Origin of the sequence: Shewanella colwelliana (genome assembly GCF_001735525.1) — a bacterium.
In the GTDB taxonomy this organism is placed as follows: Bacteria; Pseudomonadota; Gammaproteobacteria; order Enterobacterales; family Shewanellaceae; genus Shewanella; species Shewanella colwelliana.
In genome coordinates, this window is sequence record NZ_MCBT01000041.1 from 36,156 (window position 1) to 56,819 (window position 20,664).

Below are 20,664 nucleotides of genomic sequence, written 5' to 3' on the forward strand. Positions count from 1 at the left end.
CTGAGGGTTGAGCTTTGCTGTTTACTTGTGCAGACAAAAGGTTAGATCTTAGCGTGCCACAGGTTATGGGGATACTCAATGTGACCCCAGATTCATTTTCAGATGGTGGGAAGTTCACCAGCATCGAGCGCGCTTGTCGGCATGCGGATCAGATGGTCGCTGACGGTGCTGCGTTTATCGATATTGGTGGGGAGTCGACGCGACCCGGTGCCAAAGATGTTTCGCTTCAAGAAGAGTTAGACAGGGTTATCCCACTCATCGAATATGTGGGTAATACTCACGATGTTTGCATCTCAGTGGATACAAGTAAACCTCAAGTGATGTCCGCAGCTGTCTCTGCAGGTGCACATTTAATTAATGATGTTCGTGCTTTACAGGTGCCTGGCGCGCTAGCGGCTGCCGCTAAGTTACAGGTACCTGTCTGCCTGATGCATATGCAAGGCCAGCCTCGCTCTATGCAAGCATCACCAGAATATGGCGATATTATTAAAGATATCAGCACATTTTTTCATGAACGCGTAGCAGCTTGTATGGCCGCCGGTATTGCTAAGGAGCGACTGGTGCTCGACCCCGGATTTGGTTTCGGTAAAACGCTTTCACATAATTATGAACTGCTGCATCGTTTAGCCGATTTTAGTGAGTTCCAGCTGCCTTTATTGATTGGTTTGTCGCGTAAGAGCATGATTGGCAACTTGTTACAGGTAGAGGTAGAGCAACGTGTCGTTGGCAGTGTCGCAGCAGCCATGATTGCAGTGCAGCGCGGCGCTCATATATTGCGAGTCCATGATGTAAAAGAAACCATGGATATGATCAAGGTCATGCAAGCATGCAAGTATTATGATGCATTATAACGAATAGATATTTACGGCATGGCGATATGCCGAAAATAAAAATGTATACGTTTACAAACGTTAGAGGTTAGTCAATTGAGAAAATTTTTTGGAACAGATGGCATTCGTGGCAAAGTAGGGGCTGGCAAGATGACCCCTGAATTGGCTTTGAAACTGGGTTGGGCTGCTGGGCGTGTATTGTCGCGAACGGGTACCAAGAAAGTCATTATCGGTAAGGATACACGAATCTCGGGCTATCTTTTTGAATCAGCGATGGAAGCGGGCTTGTCTGCGGCCGGACTGAATGTGATGTTAATGGGACCAATGCCTACTCCTGCAGTCGCGTATCTAACGCGAACATTTCGTGCAGAAGCAGGTGTCGTGATCAGTGCCTCACATAACCCCTATTATGACAACGGGATTAAGTTTTTCTCAACTGACGGCAGTAAGCTCGGTGATGCCATCGAGTTAGAGATAGAAGCCGAATTGGAAAAAGAGTTAACCTGCGTAGAATCTCATCTATTGGGTAAGGTATCGCGTATTGATGATGCACCTGGGCGCTACATTGAGTATTGCAAAGGTAACTTCCCTGCTGAGCATACGCTCCACGGACTTAAAATTGTCGTCGATTGCGCTCATGGCGCAACCTATCATATTGCACCGAATGTATTTAGAGAGCTCGGCGCAGACGTCATCGCTATCGGTGATAAGCCCGATGGCATCAATATTAACCATGAGGTGGGCGCAACCTCAATGGGTAAAATCCGTGAGACAGTGATTGCAGAACAGGCGGATTTAGGTATTGCACTGGATGGCGATGGTGACCGTATTATGATGGTTAATCGCCATGGTAAAGTGATCGATGGTGACGAAATTCTTTATATCTTGGCGTGTGATGCCCAAGATAGAGGGGTGCTAAAAGGTGGTGTGGTTGGCACGTTAATGTCAAATCTTGGTTTGGATTTAGCATTGAAAGCCCGTGATATTCCGTTTGTGCGCTCTAAAGTGGGCGATCGCTATGTAATGGAGTTATTGAAGCAGCACGAGTGGCGTATTGGTGGTGAAAACTCAGGGCATATTCTCAATCTTGACCATGGTACGACAGGGGACGGCATTGTTGCAGGAATCCTTGTGTTGGCGGCGATGCGCCGCAAAGACGCCACATTAGAAGAACTCACCGAAGGGATTAAAATGTTACCTCAGGTGCTGGTTAATGTGCGTTTTGAAGGCAGCCATGATCCGCTCGTATCAGAGTCTGTTCTTAGTGCGCAAGCAGAGGTTGAACAGCAACTTGGTGAACGTGGCCGAGTATTATTGAGAAAGTCAGGCACAGAACCGCTAATCCGAGTCATGGTTGAAGGCGATGTGGCGGCAGATGTAACACGCCATGCCAATACTATTGCTGACGCTATTCGGGCGTTAGTATAAAGCGCGTAATCCTCGATACAGGAGTTAGTCGCGAATAGATTAATTCCTGCGCATAGCACCGACGTTAAGCATAAAAAGTAAGCGCTTCGACGGTTTATCGCAAAATTTCGAGATTTAGGTATTGTAACTTAACAAGTGGTTCGCTATTATTCACGCCGCTTTCAGAGGAGACAGTGATGGCCCTTAGACGTCCAATGGTCGCTGGTAACTGGAAAATGAACGGTACTGCACAACTTGCGCAGGAACTATTCACTAAATTCGCTACCAAGCTTCAAAATGATTCAGCGGAAGTTGTCTTATGTCCGCCAAGTATATTTCTGGAAAGTGTACGTCAGCAGCTTGACGCAAATAAGGAAGCCTTGAACGGTTGCCTAGTTAGAATGGGTGCGCAAAACCTAAGTCAACATGACTTTGGTGCCTATACTGGCGAAGTGTCAGGCCAGATGTTAAAAGATTCAGGATGTCGATATGTGATTATCGGCCACTCCGAACGTCGTCGTATGTACGGCGAAACTAGTGATATCGTAGCGGAGAAGTTCGCTGCAGCACAAAAGCACGGTTTGACCCCAATACTCTGTGTTGGTGAGTCGGGTCCAGCTCGTGAAGCAAGACGCACCTTTGAGGTGATTGCTGAAGAGTTAGACGTGGTCATTGAGAAAAATGGCACCATGGCTTTTGATAACGCAATTATCGCTTACGAGCCTCTGTGGGCCGTAGGAACAGGTAAGAGCGCTACGCCAGAGCAGGCACAGGAAGTTCATGCGTTTATACGCAAACGTCTCTCTGAAGTATCTCCATTTATTGGAGAGAATATCAGGATTTTGTACGGTGGTAGCGTAACACCGAGTAATGCAGCAGATCTATTTGCTCAGCCTGATGTAGATGGTGGACTGATAGGCGGTGCAAGCTTGAACTCTACCGAGTTTTTAAGTTTATGTTCGATAGCAATGAGCGCATAATATGTACGAAGTTCTAATGGTTATATACTTGTTGGTTGCACTAGGTCTAGTTGGCCTAATTCTAATCCAACAAGGTAAAGGTGCTGATATGGGAGCCTCATTTGGCGCCGGTGCATCAGCAACATTATTTGGATCGTCTGGTTCAGGTAACTTTTTAACACGCTCTACCGCGATTTTAGCTGTAGCATTTTTCGCACTAAGTCTTACCATTGGTAACTTAAGTGCAAACCATGCAAAATCTGAAGATTCGTGGAAAGAGTTAGGCGCAGATGCGGCTGCAGTAACTGAACAAGTGACTGACGCTGTAAACGAAGCCGATAAGTCAGAAGATAAGATCCCTGACTAAGATTTAATAATGATTAAATCTAGGTGCTATTTAACTAATAAATAGGGCCTACTGTTTACACTGAGATAGTTTCCTCAATTTATCTCACAAAGGTGAAAACAGTAAAGCGTAACGATCACATGCGGATGTGGTGGAATTGGTAGACACGCCATCTTGAGGGGGTGGTGAGCTATGCTCGTGGGGGTTCAAGTCCCCCCATCCGCACCAAATTCTAAATCGCTCTTTTAGATTGATTTTGAATATAGCAAAGTGATTGGTTAGTCGCTTTGTTATTGCAAATATTGATAACTATCAATATAATTGCAGCAGTTGACGCGGGGTGGAGCAGTTTGGTAGCTCGTCGGGCTCATAACCCGAAGGTCGTCGGTTCAAATCCGGCCCCCGCAACCAGCTTCTCAGAATCAGATTTACATCTGCTTCTGAAACAGGTTCTGAATGCTATGACCTCGTTATTACGGGGTTTTTTGTTATCTGGACTTTTGAAATATCGCTTAGAAGCGATGTCGTACTAGGGCTTTATGCCCTTTTTTGTTTTTCGGGGGATAGCTACCTTGGCAACTTTAGAAAGCAAACTGGAACAGATGTTGACTGCACCAGTTGAAGCATTAGGCCACAGTCTTTGGGGCATTGATTACGTGCAAGCAGGCAAGCACTCTATTCTGCGTGTATATATTGATAATGAGAATGGCATTTTTATTGAAGATTGTGCTGATGTTAGCCGTCAGGTGAGCGCCGTACTTGATGTCGAAGACCCTATCTCTACCGAATATACATTAGAAGTTTCATCGCCTGGCGTCGACAGACCGCTATTTAATGCAGCGCAGTATGAACGCTACATGGGTGAAACTGTAAAGGTTCAATTGACTATGCCTGTAGCGGGTAGTCGTAATTTAAAAGGTACTGTCACCGGTATTGAGGGGCAAATGCTCACTCTAACTGTTGATGGCAACGCACTGATTATTGCCTTGGATAATATCCGTAAAGGCAATTTAATCGCTAAGTTTTGATGGATTCAAGGTGAACGAGGCAAGAGGATGAATAAAGAGATTCTGCTAGTCGCTGAGGCGGTTTCAAATGAGAAGGCAGTTCCACGCGAAAAGATTTTCGAAGCGTTGGAAATTGCGCTAGCCACAGCAACCAAGAAAAAATATGAAGGCGATATCGAAGTTCGCGTCGCTATCGACCGTAAGACTGGTGCTTACGAAACATTCCGTCGCTGGATGGTGGTTGACGATAATGGTGAAGCGTTAGAAAACCCATTTCGTGAGATCACTCTTGAAGCGGCAAAATATGAAGACCCAGAAGTCGAAATCGGTGGCTACATCGAAGATGAGATCGAATCTGTTGTTTTCGACCGTATTACCACGCAAACGGCTAAGCAAGTGATCGTACAAAAAGTACGTGAAGCCGAGCGCGCCCAAATCGTAGACCAGTTCCGCGAGAAAGAAGGTGAGTTGATCACCGGTGTGGTGAAGAAGAGTAATCGTGAAAGTGTAGTGGTTGATTTGGGTAATAACGCTGACGCGGTATTATTTAGAGAAGACCTCATTTCTCGTGAAAGCTTCCGTCCTGGCGACCGTGTTCGCGCACTGCTGTATGCGGTACGTCCAGAAGCACGTGGCGCGCAGCTATTTTTGACACGTACTAAGCCAGATATGCTAATCGAGCTTTTCCGCGTCGAAGTACCTGAAATTGCTGATGAGATGATTGAAATCATGGGGGCGGCTCGTGATCCGGGTTCTCGCGCTAAGATTGCAGTTAAGTCAAATGACCGTCGCATCGATCCTATCGGTGCCTGTGTTGGTATGCGTGGTGCACGTGTTCAGGCAGTTTCAAATGAGCTTGGCGGTGAGCGTGTAGATATCGTGCTTTGGGATGATAATCCAGCTCAGTTTGTTATCAACGCGATGGCGCCTGCTGATGTTGCATCAATCATTGTAGATGAAGACAATCACTCAATGGATATTGCTGTTGAAGCAGATTCATTAGCACAAGCTATTGGTCGTAATGGCCAAAACGTGCGTTTAGCCACCCAGTTATCGGGATGGGAGCTAAATGTAATGACAGTGGCGGATATGCAAGCTAAACACCAAGCAGAAAGTGCGAAGGTGGTTAATTTGTTTGTTGCTTCACTGGATGTCGATGAAGATTTCGCTCAGGTACTTGCTGATGAAGGTTTTACTTCATTAGAAGAGATTGCTTATGTGCCAGAAGCGGAACTATTGGACATCGAAGGTTTTGACGAAGATATCGTTGAAGCATTGAGAGAGCGTGCAAAAGCCGCTATCTCTACACGGGCTCTGGCGTCCGAAGAAGCACTTGACGGTGCTGAGCCGAGCGAAGATTTGCTTGCCCTAGAAGGTTTAGAGCGCCATTTGGCGTATGTTTTCGCAAGCAAAGGCGTTATTACGCTTGAAGATTTAGCCGAACAAGGCATTGATGATTTGATCGAGATTGAAGAATTAACAGAACAAAAGGCTGGTGAGCTCATCATGGCAGCCCGCAATATCTGTTGGTTTGGCGAAGAAGCATAAGTCGATCAACAGAGGGGATTTTACAGATGGCAGATACTACAGTAGAAAAACTAGCCGTAGAAGTAGGGAAGAGTGCTGATCGATTAGTTGAGCAGTTTTCTGAGGCTGGTATTAAAAAGAACAAGAGTGACACGGTTTCTGAACAAGAGAAGCAGCAGTTGCTTGAGTTTTTAAAGAAACAACATGGTGGCGATGCGGCACCAACTAAAATGACACTACAGCGTAAGTCTGTGTCAACACTCAGTGTTGCCGGCAGCGGTGGTCAGTCAAAAGATATCAAAGTAGAAGTACGTAAGAAGCGTACTTTTGTTAAGCGCGATGCGGCTGCTGAGGCAGAAGCTGCAGAGAAGGCTGAACTGGAAGCTAAAGCGGCTGCAGAAGCCGCTGCCAAGGCGAAAGCCGACGCAGATGCTAAAGCGAAAGCCGAAGCTGATGCCGCTGCGAAAGCCAAGGCAAAAGCTGATGCAGAAGCTAAAGCAAAGAAAGCCGCTGAAGCTAAGCCTGCAATTGCTGAAACGGCTGAAGAAAAAGCAGCCAAGCTTGAAGAAGCGCGTTTGCTAGCTGCAAAAGAAGCTGCGACTAAGCAGAAAGCTGATGAAGAAGCTAAAGCTGCCGCTGATGAGGCGCGTCGTCTAGCTGAAGAGAACGAAAAGCGTTGGGCTGAAGAAGAGCGCATTCGCAAAGAGTCTGAAAAGAGTGCCGATCACCACGTAACGACTTCAACTGAAGCGCGCGCGGCAGAAGATACTGCTGACATGAACGCAGAGAAACGCGGTCGTCGTCCTCGTAAACCTGCTGGCGGAAATAAAGCGGCAGGCAATAAGAAGCGCGGTGGTAGAGATACTCGCGGTGGTCGTAATAACCGTAATCAGCGTAATGCACCTGAGTCTATGGATCATGGCTTTAATAAGCCAGCGGCAGCCGTTACTCGTGATATCAGCATTGGTGAAACAGTCACTGTAGCTGAACTTGCTCAGAAGATGGCTGTTAAAGCAACAGAAATCATTAAGCAGATGATGAAGATGGGCTCTATGGTTACGATTAACCAAGTGCTTGATCAAGAAACTGCGCAGATGGTTGCTGAAGAGATGGGGCATAAAGTTGTCCTAACTCGCGAAAACGAGCTAGAGCATCAAGTGCTTTCCGACCGTGATGGCAACATTAAGGTTGAGCCTCGTGCGCCTGTTGTGACCATCATGGGTCACGTTGACCATGGTAAGACGTCACTACTTGATTATATTCGTCGTGCTAAAGTTGCATCAGGCGAAGCCGGTGGTATTACACAGCACATTGGTGCATACCACGTTGAAACTGAAAACGGCATGATCACTTTCTTAGACACTCCTGGTCACGCCGCGTTTACCGCAATGCGTGCCCGTGGTGCTAAAGCGACTGATATCGTTATTCTAGTTGTTGCTGCCGATGATGGTGTAATGCCACAGACGATTGAAGCGATTCAGCACGCGAAAGCGGGCGGTGTACCGCTAATCGTTGCAGTAAACAAGATGGATAAGCCAGAAGCTGATCCTGATCGTGTTAAGTCTGAACTTTCACAACATGGCGTAATGTCTGAGGATTGGGGCGGAAGTAACATGTTCTGTCACGTTTCAGCTAAGTCTGGTGAAGGTGTTGATGAGTTACTTGAAGGGATCTTGCTAGAAGCTGAAGTACTTGAGCTTTCTGCGGTTCGTGAAGGGATGGCTGCTGGTGTCGTGGTCGAGTCTAAGCTAGACAAAGGTCGCGGTCCGGTTGCAACGGTACTGGTCCAAGAAGGTACACTTAAGCAAGGTGATATCGTTCTTTGTGGTCTTGAGTACGGTAAAGTCCGTGCAATGAAAGATGAGAACGGTAAAGCGATTACTGAAGCAGGTCCATCGATTCCTGTTGAAATCTTGGGTCTTTCAGGCGTGCCATCTGCTGGTGATGAAGCAACTGTTGTGCGCGATGAGCGTAAAGCACGTGAAGTTGCTCTTTACCGTCAAGGTAAGTTCCGCGACGTTAAGCTTGCTCGTCAGCAGAAGTCTAAGCTTGAGAACATGTTCGCTAATATGACTGAAGGCGAAGTTCAAGAACTTAACATCGTGCTTAAGGCCGATGTACAGGGCTCGCTTGAAGCGATTTCTGATTCACTGAATAAGCTTTCTACCGATGAAGTTAAAGTTAACATCATTGCTAGCGGTGTAGGTGGATTAACAGAAACTGACGCTTCACTTGCAGCAGCGTCTAACGCTATTATGGTTGGTTTCAACGTTCGTGCCGATGCGCAAGCGCGTAAAACAATCGATAGCGAGAGCGTGGATCTTCGTTACTATAGCGTTATCTATCATCTTATTGATGAAGTTCGCTCAGCGATGGGTGGCATGCTTGCACCTGAATTCAAGCAGGAGATTATTGGTCTTGCTGAAGTTCGCGATGTATTCAAATCGCCTAAGATTGGTGCTATCGCAGGTTGTATGGTTACCGAAGGTACCATCAAGCGTAGCGCTCCAATTCGCGTACTTCGTGAAAACGTTGTTATCTACGAAGGTGAGCTAGAATCACTTCGTCGCTTTAAAGATGACGTTAATGATGTACGTAATGGTATGGAGTGTGGTATCGGTGTGAAGAACTATAATGACGTCAGAGTCGGCGATCAGATAGAGGTCTTCGAAACGGTCGAAATCGCTCGAACCTTATAATCGAAAAGGGGCGGCGTAAGCCGCCTTTTTTAGTTAAGAGATGCAATAATTATGGCAAAAGAATTTAGTCGTACTCGTCGTATTGCTCAGCAGCTTCAACAAGAACTTGCTCAAGTATTACAGCGCGATATTAAAGATCCTCGTATCGGCATGGTTACTGTGAACGATGTTGATGTGTCTCGAGATCTGAGTTACGCAAAGGTCTATGTGACCTTCTTTGAAGAAGATAAAGCTGTCGTTGAGGAAAAGCTAGCCGCACTCGAAACCGCTGCAGGTTATGTGCGTTCGTTAGTGGCTGGACGTATGAAACTCCGCGTAATGCCGGAAATTCGTTTTATCTACGATGCGTCGCTGGTTGAAGGTATGCGCATGTCTAACTTGGTAAGCCAAGTGATTAGCTCTGATGAAGCCAAAGCGAAGCAGCATGGCTCTGACACGGCTGATGGCGATGAAACAGAGCAAGGTGATAAGTAATGGCTCGTAAACCTAAAGGTCGTTTTGTTGATGGCATAGTGCTACTCGATAAAGATACTGGGATGAGTTCTAACTTTGCACTGCAGCGCGTTAAGCGCATTTATAATGCTGCCAAAGCTGGTCATACTGGAGCGCTAGATCCTTTAGCGACAGGTATGTTGCCGATTTGTTTGGGGGAAGCGACTAAGTTTTCTCAGCACCTGCTTGATGCAGATAAGCGCTATTTGGTGACGGCAAAGCTTGGCGTTCGTACTGATACGAGTGATTCCGATGGTGAAGTTGTACAAACTCGCCCTGTGGATTTTACCCAAGAGCAGCTGGACGAAGCGTTAGAGCACTTTAGAGGGGACACTATGCAAGTTCCCTCAATGTACTCAGCATTGAAACATCAGGGGCAACCGCTTTATAAGTATGCTCGTGAGGGAATTGAAGTACCTAGAGAGGCGCGCCCAATTACAGTTTTTGAGCTTAATTTTATCAAGCTTGAAGGGGATGAGCTGACACTAGAGGTTCATTGCTCTAAAGGGACATACATACGTACTATCACTGATGATTTAGGCGAGATGTTGGGCTGTGGTGCTCACGTTGTCATGTTACGTCGTACTGGTGTTGCTGGTTACCCTTATGACAAGATGGTCACGCTGGAACAGTTAGAGGCACTATTAGCCCAAGCGGAGGCTGAGGAACAGCCTCCTAAAACGCGATTAGATCCACTTTTGTTACCGATGGATACAGCGGTCAGTAATTTTAAAGAGATCAATGTTACCGACGATATGGCCACGTATTTGATGCATGGTAATCCGGTTCAGGTGCCTAATCTACCTGTGGATGAGTTAGTCCGTATCACTTTAGGTGAAGAGCGTAAGTTTGTCGGCATTGGTGCGATGAATGATGATGGCTTGCTGGCACCGAAACGTTTGATTGTATTGCGCGATCAGCAAGCATAGCGCTTGCAAGCGAAGGCTAATATCGTTATTATACTGCGCTCTCTTCGGCTGAGTTAGTGATCGGCTGAAGCCTTTATATTATTTTTGGAGAAAAACATGTCACTAAATGCTGAACAAACTGCATCGATCCTAGCTGAATTCGGTCGTTGTGAAAATGATACTGGTTCTACTGAAGTTCAAGTTGCGCTTTTGACTGCACAGATCAACCATCTGCAAGGTCACTTTAAAGAGCACATCCATGATCATCACTCACGTCGTGGTTTGCTTCGTATGGTTAACACTCGTCGTAAGCTTCTTGCTTACCTTAAGCGCACTGAAAACGTTCGCTATCAAGAGTTAATCAAAAAGTTAGGTCTACGTCGTTAATCTTTCATTAACGCTGTAGTTTAAAAGGAGGCTTAGCCTCCTTTTTTTGTGCCTAAGATCCATAAGCTAAAGCCGCTTAGGGTGTGAGAGGGCTTTAGCTATAGGCGTCAAAGTTTGTGCTGGGTTCAAATCGCATTCTTGAAATGGACAAATGTGAGTGTCGTCGGTTACTTTGGTTAGTTAAGCGACGCGCATGTTAGATGGTGTCAATTTGACTTATGGTAGCGGTCTTTGGGGCGATATAGTTTTTTTCAAACTCATCTAATGGCAGCGGCTGACTGAAATAGAACCCTTGTCCTATCTGGCAGTCCATCTCTTTTAGCCAATCTAATTGCTGTTCATTTTCAATACCTTCCGCGACAATATGCAGATTAAGCTGTTTTCCGAGCATCAAAATTGTTGATGCTATTGCGCTCTCCTGAGGGAGATCGGTGACAAAACAGCGATCAATTTTCATGGTCGTGATGGGTAAGTGTCTAAGGTACGAAAGTGATGAGTATCCCGTGCCAAAATCATCAACAGCGATACCAAAGCCTGATGATTTAAGTTGCTCAAGTTTAGTGATTGCCAACTCGATATCATTCATCAATGAGGTTTCGGTTATCTCTATCTCTAATAAGCTTGGGTCGATTTGATAACGTAATGACAATTGCTTAATGTCGGGCACTAAACTTGGATCTGCGAACTGCTGCGATGCAACATTTACGGCAATGGGGATGGCGAAGTTATAGCGCTTTTTCCAATGCTTTAATGTTTTACAAGCCTCTTCGATCACCCAACGCCCTAAAGGAATAATAATGCCCGTTTCTTCTGCGACAGGAATAAATGACATTGGGCTGATTAAGCGGCCATCTTTTTTCCAACGAATCAGCGCTTCGCACGCTAATACTTCACCTGTCTTAATATTAAATTTCGGTTGGAAGTGCAGTAAGAATTCATTGTTTTTCAATGCGTCGTGAAGTGATGCCTCTGTTCTTAAACGCACTGCTGCCCGTTCGGTCATCTGTTGTTTGAAAAATGCCCATTGATTAGAACCTGCCGCTTTGGCGCTATACATTGCGATGTCAGCATGGCGGATGAGATCTTCTGCACTGAGGCCATCATCAGGGTAAACCGATATCCCAATCGAAGCCGCTGGATGAATAGTATGTTCATTAAGCTGCAATGGCACATTAAGTTGCATCAATAACTTGTCGACAAAGTCTGCTGCTTGGTCGGGTGTTCTAGCTTCATCGGCCAAAATGACAAATTCATCTCCACCTAGGCGCGCGACAGTGCCTCTATCTCCAACTACGCGTTCAAGTACTCGAGCAATCCTTGCTAAAAATTGATCGCCTAATGCGTGGCCTAGGGAGTCGTTAACGTTTTTAAAGCGGTCGAGGTCAATAAACAGCATAGTAAATTGATGTTTATGTACCCGAGCACGTTGAATCGATACTGCAATAGTCTCAAGTAGTAGCGTTCTGTTTGGCAGACCTGTTAATGGGTCTCTGGTGGCCATTCGGCGTAATTTAGTCTGGGTTTGGCCAAACTGGATTAAGATTTGATTAAATTTTGATGTCACGAGCCCTAGTTCATCGTCTTGATGCGCCTCTGACATGGGGAGCAGGTTTTCATCGGGCAGTTCGGGATCAATCTTATCGATCGCTTCACTGATCTCGGCAATGGGTTTGGTGAGAAAGCGATGAAAAAGAACTGATAGTACTAAGGTGACTAACAGGGCACGCGCTAGTGTCGCGAAAAAACTGAATCTTAACTGAGAAAATAGTGAGTCGGTGAGCTCTTGCGTATTGTAGAACACGGTTAACGTGCCGATGACCTGCTGTTTGTCTGTGCCTTCAAAAAATGAGGGGCGATAAAGCGTGCGTGAAATCTTTTTCAAATCGCCAAATAATTTTTGGCTCAGTTTGCGTACTAAAGCGTTATCAGTTGAAGGGTTGTTGATCGAGACGAACATACTGCCATCATCGAGCTCGATAAGGGCTTCGCCAACATGCTCAACTTTCAATACGCCTTCTAAGGTTTGGGTGGCAAGGTTGTCATCAAGCGCCCAGACAGCGTTGGCCGCTGGCTGTTCAATAGAGTCTAGCAACTCATCTTGCGCTGCAATGAGTTGTTGGCGAGCCGAAACGCCGACTAGGGCTATTTCGACGATAAAGATAGCAATTGCAAAAAAAAGCGCTGAAAACACAACTAAGCTAGTTTGTTTCCAAGTTAACGATTTAAAGCTGGCGCTCATTTGCCAATCCTCACATCAGGGACCATTCACATTCTATTTAAAGAAAAAGCAGCGATTGACGATAAAAAAATCCATTACTCTCCACTTTAGAGAAAAGATTCCGCTTTGTCATCTATATGTGCTCTTTATCTATTGAATAGACTTGAAGTATACTTACCCGCGAAATTAAGGTAATTAAATATTAAGGAATGGTTCACGTGAATCCAATCGTAAAGAGTTTTGAATATGGTCAGCACACAGTCACACTAGAGACTGGGGTTATTGCACGTCAAGCAGATGCAGCTGTTTTGGCTAGTATGGGTGATACAACAGTTTTAGTAACTGTTGTTGGCAAGAAGTTTGAAGAGCCAGGCCGTGACTTTTTCCCGCTAACCGTTAATTACCAGGAAAAAACATATGCAGCTGGTAAGATCCCTGGTGGATTTTTCAAGCGTGAAGGTCGTCCATCTGAAGGCGAGACGCTGACTGCACGTCTAATTGACCGTCCAATCCGTCCATTATTCCCTAATGGCTTCAAAAACGAAGTTCAGGTCATCATCACAGTTGTTTCTGTTGACCCAGAAATCAGCCCAGAAGTTATCTCAATGATCGGTACTTCAGCGGCATTGTCGATCTCAGGTATTCCATTTAATGGTCCACTAGGTTCGGCACGTGTCGGCTATGTGAATGGTGAATACCTTCTAAACCCTACAGTATCTCAGTTAGTCGACAGCCAGCTTGAGCTATCTGTCGCCGGTACAGAAAGCGCTGTATTGATGGTAGAGTCTGAAGCAAACGCACTACCTGAAGAAGTTATGTTGGGTGCGGTTGTTTACGGTCATGAGCAACAACAAGTTGTAATTAAAGCAATTAAAGAGCTACAAGCGGAAGTTAACAAGCCTGTATGGGAATGGGCTGCGCCAGTTCAAGACCAAGACTTGGTAGCTAAGATCAAAGATTTGGCTGAAGCTGGTTTAACTGAAGCTTACCAAATTGAAGTTAAGCAAGACCGTTACGCTCAAGTCGGTGTTGTTAAAACTGCAGCAAAAGAAGCACTATTGGCTGAAAACCCAGATGCTAATACTCGTGAAATCGATGGCCTTCTTGCTAGCTTAGAAAAGAAAGTGGTTCGTAGCCGTATTATTGCTGGCAACCCACGTATCGATGGTCGTGAACCAGATATGATCCGCGCGTTAAACGTAATGGCTGGTGTACTTCCACGTACTCACGGTAGCTCACTGTTTACTCGTGGTGAAACTCAAGCGTTAGTGACATGTACCCTTGGTACTGAGCGTGACGCACAGAAAGTTGATAGCATTATGGGCGAGTCAACAAATCGCTTTATGCTGCACTATAACTTCCCTCCGTATTCTGTTGGTGAAACGGGTATGGTTGGTTCGCCAAAGCGTCGTGAAATTGGTCACGGTAAGCTAGCTTGGCGCGGTATCAACGCGGTTATGCCTTCTGCTGAGGAGTTCCCATATAGCGTTCGTATCGTATCTGAAATCACTGAGTCTAACGGTTCAAGCTCTATGGCTTCTGTGTGTGGTACGTCTCTTGCGCTTATGGATGCGGGTGTACCAATTAAGACTTCTGTTGCTGGTATTGCGATGGGTCTAGTTAAAGAAGGCGACGATTTCGTTGTACTTTCTGACATCCTTGGTGATGAAGATCATTTAGGTGACATGGACTTTAAAGTAGCGGGTACCCGTGACGGTATCACTGCACTGCAGATGGATATCAAGATTGAAGGTATCACACAAGAGATCATGCAGATTGCTCTTCAGCAAGCCTATGGTGCTCGTGTTCATATTCTAAACGTTATGGATCAAGCTATCTCTGGTCACCGTGAAGATATCTCAGATCACGCACCGCGTATCACAACTATCAAGATCAATCCTGAGAAGATCCGTGATGTTATTGGTAAAGGTGGTGCGACTATTCGTGCATTGACTGAAGAAACCGGTACGACAATTGAACTTGATGATGACGGTACTGTAAAAATTGCGTCTTCAAATGGTGAAGCAACTCAAGAAGCGATTCGTCGTATTCAAGAGATCACTGCTGAAGTTGAAGTGGGCACGGTTTACAACGGTAAAGTGGTTCGTATCGTTGACTTCGGTGCATTCGTCACAATCCTTCCAGGTAAAGATGGTCTAGTGCACATTTCTCAAATCGCTGAAGAGCGTGTAGCAAATGTGTCTGACTACCTAGAAGTGGGTCAAGAAGTTAAAGTTAAGGTGATGGAAGTTGATCGCCAAGGTCGTGTACGTCTTTCTATGAAAGAAGCACAGCCTAAAGAAGAAGCTGCTAGCGAGTAATTGCTAACTGTTTGAAGAAAGGAGACCACTAGGTCTCCTTTTTTATTGGTTTTTTTTAAATGCAGATAGCCGTTAGTATTTGGGATTGCTATGATTGAGGCTCATGCTGAAGTTAAAAGGTTAAATGGATGACTTATAAATTGCGCACCGCCACAGTAGCAGTTATGGCAGGTCTGAGTATGTTACTGACAGGATGTGTATCAACCCAATCGAGCGCGAGTGCAGAGCAAGGTAAACTGATGGTTGCACCGGTTATGCCGGATTATAAATTGGAAGTGACGCTTGCTAGACTGAATGACATCTTAACCTCTGCAGAGTTAACGCCAGAACAGCGCGCGCGCTTTCATTATGATAGAGGCGTGATATATGACAGTGTCGGTCTTCGCATTCTTAGCCGAATTGATTTTCATCAGGCATTAAAACTTCAACCTAACTTAGCAGATGCTTATAACTTCATCGGTATTTACTATACGCAAGAAGGGGAGTTCGAAGCGGCCTATGAGGCATTTGATGCCGTACTTGAGCTGGCACCTGAGTATGATTATGCCTATTTAAATCGTGGAATCGCGCTCTACTATGGCGAGCGAAATGAATTAGCTGTGTCCGATATGCAATCTTTTTATGGTGCTGATGAGCAAGATGGCTATCGTGCGTTGTGGTTGTTTATCACTGAGCTTGAAATTGATGCTGAACAAGCGAAAGCACATTTAATGAGTCACCGTGAGAAGCTTACTGATTCCGCATGGTCAACAACCTTGGTCGACTTCTATTTAGGGAAGCTTACCCGTGAACAAGTATTTAGCGCCGCAAAAGAGGGCGTTAATCATCCCAACGAATATGCTGAACGTCTGTGCGAAGCGTATTTTTATATCGCTAAAGTAGCCCAAAAGCAGGGCCGATATAACGATGCGGCTAACTATTTCCGGTTAGCATTGGCGACTAACATTTATGACTTTGTCGAGCATCGTTATGCCCGAGTCGAACTGGCTAAAGTCTCTCAAATGATAGCCGAACAGTAGAAAACAGCCCTAATAATTAGGGCTGTTTTAGTTTCAGATCACCGCGTTTTTTACTGTATTCTGTCTAGATAGGCTATTTGACCTCGCGCGCCTAGCCAACTTGAAGCCTAGGCGCTATAATTGCCGGCTTTTAGCACTCCATCAATTCGCAGGTAAACATGTCAGGCTATAAAGTTGAAGTCGACAAGCGTCGTACTTTCGCCATCATCTCTCACCCCGATGCGGGTAAAACCACAATTACTGAAAAGGTTCTTTTGTTCGGGAACGCCCTTCAAAAAGCGGGAACAGTAAAAGGGAAGAAATCAGGCCAACACGCTAAGTCTGACTGGATGGAGATGGAAAAAGACCGTGGTATCTCTATCACCACCTCTGTGATGCAGTTTCCTTACAACGATGCATTGGTCAACTTACTCGATACGCCTGGTCACGAAGATTTCTCTGAAGATACCTATCGTACGCTTACGGCTGTTGACTCTTGTTTGATGGTCATCGATTCAGCAAAAGGTGTTGAGCAACGTACCATTAAGTTAATGGAAGTGACGCGTTTGCGTGATACGCCAATCGTTACTTTCATGAACAAGTTGGATCGTGATATCCGTGATCCGATTGAGTTAATGGATGAAGTCGAAGACGTGCTAAATATCGCCTGTGCGCCGATCACTTGGCCTATCGGGGCGGGTAAAGAGTTTAAAGGTGTTTATCATCTGCTGCGTGATGAAGTGATCCTGTATCAAAATGGCATGGGTCATACGATTCAGGATTCTCGAGTCATTAAAGGGCTCGATAACCCAGAGTTAGATGAAGCGATTGGCAGCTATGCTGATGATATTCGTGATGAGATGGAACTTGTGCTGGGTGCCTCAAACGAATTTGATTTAGACGCATTCCTTAAAGGTGAGCTTACGCCAGTCTTTTTCGGTACCGCACTGGGTAACTTTGGTGTTGACCATATCTTAGATGGTATTGTTGAGTGGGCACCACGGCCGCAAGCTCGAGAAACTGAGCTGAGGGCCATTGAGCCTGAAGAGGAAAAGTTCAGTGGTTTTGTGTTTAAAATTCAAGCCAACATGGATCCTAAACACCGTGACCGTGTCGCCTTTATGCGTATTTGTTCCGGTCGTTATGAGCAAGGCATGAAGATGCATCACGTGCGTTTAGGTAAAGATGTCAACGTGAGTGACGCCTTGACCTTTATGGCGGGTGACCGTAACCGAGCCGAAATGGCTTATCCGGGTGATATTATCGGTCTGCATAACCATGGAACCATGCGCATTGGTGATACCTTTACCCAAGGTGAGAAGTTCCGCTTTACTGGTATTCCAAACTTTGCGCCAGAGATGTTCCGCCGTATTCGTCTCAAAGATCCACTCAAGCAAAAGCAGTTGCTAAAAGGTTTAGTGCAGCTTTCAGAAGAGGGTGCTGTACAGGTGTTTAGACCGCTAGATACCAACGATCTTATCGTCGGTGCTGTGGGTGTGCTGCAGTTTGAAGTGGTGGTACAGCGATTAAAGAGCGAATATAAGGTCGAAGCTATCTATGAAGCGATAAGTGTGGCTACTGCGCGCTGGGTATATTGTGACGATCATAAAAAGTTAGAAGAGTTTAAGCGCAAATGCAGTAACAATTTAGCTTTAGATGGTGGTGATAACTTAACGTACGTAGCACCGACTATGGTTAACTTGAACTTGTCGATGGAGCGTTATCCCGATATCTCGTTTGCGAAAACTCGCGAAAATTAATCGCTCAAGCATCACTAGAAAGCAGATTCGTCTGCTTTTTTTGTGCCCAAAATTTACCCGTTTTGTTAGAGTGACTAGAGATGTGATAACGGAGTAACTGTGATGATTAGAAAATGGTGGCGCGCTTATATTGCGTGGTGCGATCGCATGGGCTTGACCGCGGATAATAAACGTTGTTGCGCCCCGAATCTCTCTGACCCACCATTAAAGCGTGAGCAGCAAGCGCCAGAAGTGATAGTCGACGAGACAAAAGACAATGCGAAGTGATGTTATAAAGGTTATTGATAGCCATATTCATCTCGATTTTAGTGAATTTGATGCGCGGCGTGAGCAGCTTATTGCACAGATGAGAAAGTTGGGCCTCGTGAATGCGGTGATTCCTGGTGTATCGAGTGAGAGCTGGGACAGAACGACAGAGGTCGCAAAACAATATCAATGCCATTATGGGTTAGGTATCCATCCATGGTATTGCAATCAAGATTGGCAAGTGGGGGTGGCAGCGCTGGAACGGCATATTTTGTCACGTAATAAAGAGCTGTCTTTGGTGGCCATTGGTGAATGTGGTTTAGATGGTTTTTATCGTGATAATTGGCAATGGCAGTTGCCATGTTTTGAAGCTCATTTAGTGCTGGCGCAACGTTACCAACTGCCGATCATCGTTCACAGCGTCAAGGCCCATAATGAGGTGCTCGCGTTGCTCAAACGTTACCCTTTGGATCGTGGTGGGGTAATTCATGGCTTTTATGGTGGCTCTGAGTTAGCGAAAAGATACCTCGATCTTGGTTTCAAGTTGGGTATTGGACATCTCTTGTTAGACGAAAAAGCTAAGAAACTACCAGAAGCCATTGTCAACTTACCATTGACATCTTTTGTCATTGAGACCGATTTAGCCATGGTATCTGACCTCCAAAAATACCCATTTGCCGATAAAATCAACGGATCCAGCTTAATTTTGCATTTGCTAATTGAGAAAATCGCAAATTTGCAAAAAAAAACTAACGTTCTGGTATCAGAACAAGTGTTTCAAAATACACTGCAACTCTTTGACCTCTAGTTTATTTTTTGACAAACAGATGTAAATCGCATCAACTTTTTTTTCTAACGTCTTGAAATAAAACTTCAAAAACTTGATCAAAACGACGATTTTAACCATAGCGTCGGGTATAATCTGACGTTGAAAAAGGTTGGTTAACAACATAATTAAAAAGTATTAACAATAGGGTGATGGTTAATGGATATTTTAATGAGTTTAGTAGGGGTGGTCACCTTACTTACAATAGGTTTCTTGTTATCAAATAACAAAAAAGCTATCAATATACGTACTGTGTTCGGTGCACTAGCGATTCAAGCGTTCTTTGCAGGTTTCGTTTTATATGTTCCAGTAGGTAAAGACATTCTAAAAGGTGTTTCTGACGGCGTATCAAGCGTGATCAGTTATGCTCAAGACGGTATCAACTTCTTATTCGGCGATTTAGCCCAGTTTAAAGTTGGTTTCATTTTCGCGATTAACGTTCTACCAGTTATCGTATTCTTCTCGTCTCTAATCGCAGTGCTTTACTACCTAGGCATCATGCAGTGGATCATCCGTATTATCGGTGGTGGTCTACAAAAAGCACTAGGTACAAGCCGCACAGAGTCAATGTCAGCTACTGCTAACATCTTCGTTGGTCAAACTGAAGCGCCACTAGTGGTTCGTCCGTTTATCGCGACTATGACTCAGTCAGAGCTATTTGCCATCATGGTTGGTGGTCTAGCGTCTATCGCTGGTTCAGTACTTGCTGGTTATGCGCAGATGGGTGTACCAATTGAGTACCTAGTAGCAGCGTCATTCATGGCGGCTCCAGGTGGTCTATTGATGGCTAAGCTTATGCATCCTGAAACAGATAAAACTGTTAATGAGATGGATGATCTTCCAGAAGACCCTGATAAGCCAGCTAACGTACTTGATGCAGCTGCAGCGGGTGCTTCATCTGGTATGCACCTAGCACTAAACGTTGGTGCAATGTTGATCGCTTTCGTAGGCTTAATTGCTATGATCAACGGTATCATCGGTGGCGTAACTGGTATATTCGGTCTTGAAGGTATCACGCTAGAGCTAATCTTAGGTTACATCTTCATGCCTTTGGCATTCCTAATTGGTGTACCTTGGAACGAAGCACTTGTTGCGGGTTCTTTCATCGGTCAGAAGATTGTTGTTAACGAATTCGTTGCTTACCTAAACTTTGCTCCATACCTAAAAGATGTTGCTGACGGCGGTATCTTGGTTGAAGCAACTCAAGCGGTAATGTCTGATAGAACTAAAGCTATCATCTCGTTCGCACTTTGTGGTTTTGCTAACTTATCTTCAATCGCAATTCTACTAGGTGGTCTAGGAGCTATGGCGCCATCACGTCGTCATGACCTAGCTAAGCTTGGTATCCGTGCAGTAATCGCCGGTTCACTAGCTAACTTGATGAGTGCTACGCTAGCAGGTCTATTCCTAGCGTTGTAATTCTCAGGTAATTCCTTGGGGGGATGCCCCTGAACTATGACTCTGCTCAACAGAGCAGAGTCAGAGTTAACCAAACCATTTTCAAGCAGATTTGTAAAACAGAGCTATTCTTTATCACTGTTATAGGATAGCTGTGCCCAAACAAACTTTAGTCAGAAATGAGATGTAAGACTTATTTTGGCAATAAATCAGAAGTTTGTTTTAATGTTAGAATATTGTGTTCGCATTTTTACATTAATTTTATTGTGCTTTGGTAGAATTTGAGTAAAATGCGGCGCCAACAAAGAAAGAAACGCTGACTCGATAAGAGCGGC

17 protein-coding genes and 2 tRNA genes are annotated in these 20,664 nt (G+C 45.1%); 18 read left to right on the forward strand and 1 reads right to left on the reverse strand.

The annotated features are described in order from the left end of the window. Positions 1-65 precede the first annotated feature (65 nt). From folP to rpsO, 12 genes are all read left to right on the forward strand, one after another. Positions 66-851, forward strand: a complete 786-nt coding sequence (gene folP, locus BEL05_RS12550) for a dihydropteroate synthase (RefSeq protein WP_051413035.1) — start codon at positions 66-68, stop codon at positions 849-851. Between the two features lie 75 nt (positions 852-926). Then, positions 927-2,258: a phosphoglucosamine mutase gene (glmM, locus tag BEL05_RS12555; RefSeq protein ID WP_069671361.1), complete on the forward strand. Its 1,332-nt coding sequence runs from the start codon at positions 927-929 to the stop codon at positions 2,256-2,258. A 176-nt stretch (positions 2,259-2,434) separates the two neighbouring features. Then, on the forward strand, positions 2,435-3,217 hold the full coding sequence (tpiA, locus tag BEL05_RS12560; protein ID WP_028763248.1) for a triose-phosphate isomerase: 783 nt from the start codon (positions 2,435-2,437) through the stop codon (positions 3,215-3,217). A gap of 1 nt (position 3,218) precedes the next feature. Beyond that, positions 3,219-3,563 (forward strand): preprotein translocase subunit SecG, encoded by a 345-nt coding sequence (secG, locus tag BEL05_RS12565; protein ID WP_028763249.1) that lies wholly within the window; start codon positions 3,219-3,221, stop codon positions 3,561-3,563. Positions 3,564-3,684: 121 nt separating this feature from the next. Next, positions 3,685-3,770 (forward strand) — tRNA-Leu (locus BEL05_RS12570). Between the two features lie 106 nt (positions 3,771-3,876). After that, positions 3,877-3,953: transfer RNA gene (locus tag BEL05_RS12575), tRNA-Met, on the forward strand. A 161-nt stretch (positions 3,954-4,114) separates the two neighbouring features. Then, complete coding sequence (rimP, locus tag BEL05_RS12580; protein ID WP_028763250.1) at positions 4,115-4,570, forward strand: ribosome maturation factor RimP; 456 nt, start codon at positions 4,115-4,117, stop codon at positions 4,568-4,570. A gap of 27 nt (positions 4,571-4,597) precedes the next feature. Beyond that, positions 4,598-6,097: a transcription termination factor NusA gene (gene nusA / locus BEL05_RS12585; protein WP_028763251.1), complete on the forward strand. Its 1,500-nt coding sequence runs from the start codon at positions 4,598-4,600 to the stop codon at positions 6,095-6,097. A 26-nt stretch (positions 6,098-6,123) separates the two neighbouring features. Next, a complete protein-coding gene (gene infB / locus BEL05_RS12590; RefSeq protein ID WP_069671362.1) occupies positions 6,124-8,775 on the forward strand; it encodes a translation initiation factor IF-2 in 2,652 nt (883 codons plus the stop codon). 51 nt (positions 8,776-8,826) lie between these two features. After that, complete coding sequence (rbfA, locus tag BEL05_RS12595; RefSeq protein WP_069671363.1) at positions 8,827-9,249, forward strand: 30S ribosome-binding factor RbfA; 423 nt, start codon at positions 8,827-8,829, stop codon at positions 9,247-9,249. Continuing rightward, positions 9,249-10,196, forward strand: a complete 948-nt coding sequence (gene truB, locus BEL05_RS12600; RefSeq protein WP_069671364.1) for a tRNA pseudouridine(55) synthase TruB — start codon at positions 9,249-9,251, stop codon at positions 10,194-10,196. Before rbfA ends, truB begins: the two co-directional genes overlap by 1 nt. A gap of 96 nt (positions 10,197-10,292) precedes the next feature. Further along, positions 10,293-10,562 carry a 30S ribosomal protein S15 gene (gene rpsO, locus BEL05_RS12605; protein ID WP_069671365.1) on the forward strand — a complete coding sequence of 90 codons (270 nt, stop codon included), beginning with the start codon at positions 10,293-10,295 and terminating at the stop codon, positions 10,560-10,562. Positions 10,563-10,758: 196 nt separating this feature from the next. On the opposite strand, the gene BEL05_RS12610 is transcribed toward rpsO, so the two are convergent. Further along, the gene (locus tag BEL05_RS12610; protein ID WP_069671366.1) at positions 10,759-12,801 is read right to left on the reverse strand and encodes a putative bifunctional diguanylate cyclase/phosphodiesterase; all 2,043 of its coding nucleotides are present in this window, start codon (positions 12,799-12,801) and stop codon (positions 10,759-10,761) included. A 197-nt stretch (positions 12,802-12,998) separates the two neighbouring features. Here BEL05_RS12610 and pnp point away from each other — a divergent pair, with 197 nt between their 5' ends. From pnp to BEL05_RS12635, 6 genes are all read left to right on the forward strand, one after another. Beyond that, the gene (gene pnp, locus BEL05_RS12615) at positions 12,999-15,101 is read left to right on the forward strand and encodes a polyribonucleotide nucleotidyltransferase (protein ID WP_028763257.1); all 2,103 of its coding nucleotides are present in this window, start codon (positions 12,999-13,001) and stop codon (positions 15,099-15,101) included. Between the two features lie 128 nt (positions 15,102-15,229). After that, positions 15,230-16,120 carry a lipoprotein NlpI gene (nlpI, locus tag BEL05_RS12620; RefSeq protein ID WP_069671367.1) on the forward strand — a complete coding sequence of 297 codons (891 nt, stop codon included), beginning with the start codon at positions 15,230-15,232 and terminating at the stop codon, positions 16,118-16,120. Positions 16,121-16,278: 158 nt separating this feature from the next. After that, positions 16,279-17,859, forward strand: a complete 1,581-nt coding sequence (gene prfC, locus BEL05_RS12625) for a peptide chain release factor 3 (RefSeq protein WP_069671368.1) — start codon at positions 16,279-16,281, stop codon at positions 17,857-17,859. Between the two features lie 102 nt (positions 17,860-17,961). Further along, a complete protein-coding gene (locus BEL05_RS21045; protein ID WP_220756768.1) occupies positions 17,962-18,126 on the forward strand; it encodes a DUF5363 family protein in 165 nt (54 codons plus the stop codon). Beyond that, a complete protein-coding gene (locus tag BEL05_RS12630; protein ID WP_028763260.1) occupies positions 18,116-18,913 on the forward strand; it encodes a TatD family hydrolase in 798 nt (265 codons plus the stop codon). The genes BEL05_RS21045 and BEL05_RS12630 overlap by 11 nt, the downstream gene beginning before the upstream one ends. Before the next feature lie 177 nt (positions 18,914-19,090). Continuing rightward, entirely contained in the window at positions 19,091-20,350 is a 1,260-nt protein-coding gene (locus BEL05_RS12635; protein ID WP_069671369.1) for a NupC/NupG family nucleoside CNT transporter, read from the forward strand. Positions 20,351-20,664: the final 314 nt, after the last annotated feature.

What these genes read in the sequence shown, in the direction of transcription:
- BEL05_RS12630 (WP_028763260.1), top strand. Translation starts at nt 18,116, where the DNA reads ATGCGAAGTGATGTTATAAAGGTTATTGATAGCCATATTCATCTCGAT.
- folP (WP_051413035.1), top strand. Translation starts at nt 66, where the DNA reads ATGGGGATACTCAATGTGACCCCAGATTCATTTTCAGATGGTGGGAAG.
- BEL05_RS12610 (WP_069671366.1), bottom strand. Translation starts at nt 12,801, where the DNA reads ATGAGCGCCAGCTTTAAATCGTTAACTTGGAAACAAACTAGCTTAGTT.
- BEL05_RS12635 (WP_069671369.1), top strand. Translation starts at nt 19,091, where the DNA reads ATGGATATTTTAATGAGTTTAGTAGGGGTGGTCACCTTACTTACAATA.
- secG (WP_028763249.1), top strand. Translation starts at nt 3,219, where the DNA reads ATGTACGAAGTTCTAATGGTTATATACTTGTTGGTTGCACTAGGTCTA.
- truB (WP_069671364.1), top strand. Translation starts at nt 9,249, where the DNA reads ATGGCTCGTAAACCTAAAGGTCGTTTTGTTGATGGCATAGTGCTACTC.
- tpiA (WP_028763248.1), top strand. Translation starts at nt 2,435, where the DNA reads ATGGCCCTTAGACGTCCAATGGTCGCTGGTAACTGGAAAATGAACGGT.
- BEL05_RS21045 (WP_220756768.1), top strand. Translation starts at nt 17,962, where the DNA reads ATGATTAGAAAATGGTGGCGCGCTTATATTGCGTGGTGCGATCGCATG.
- nusA (WP_028763251.1), top strand. Translation starts at nt 4,598, where the DNA reads ATGAATAAAGAGATTCTGCTAGTCGCTGAGGCGGTTTCAAATGAGAAG.
- nlpI (WP_069671367.1), top strand. Translation starts at nt 15,230, where the DNA reads ATGACTTATAAATTGCGCACCGCCACAGTAGCAGTTATGGCAGGTCTG.
- infB (WP_069671362.1), top strand. Translation starts at nt 6,124, where the DNA reads ATGGCAGATACTACAGTAGAAAAACTAGCCGTAGAAGTAGGGAAGAGT.
- prfC (WP_069671368.1), top strand. Translation starts at nt 16,279, where the DNA reads ATGTCAGGCTATAAAGTTGAAGTCGACAAGCGTCGTACTTTCGCCATC.
- rpsO (WP_069671365.1), top strand. Translation starts at nt 10,293, where the DNA reads ATGTCACTAAATGCTGAACAAACTGCATCGATCCTAGCTGAATTCGGT.
- rbfA (WP_069671363.1), top strand. Translation starts at nt 8,827, where the DNA reads ATGGCAAAAGAATTTAGTCGTACTCGTCGTATTGCTCAGCAGCTTCAA.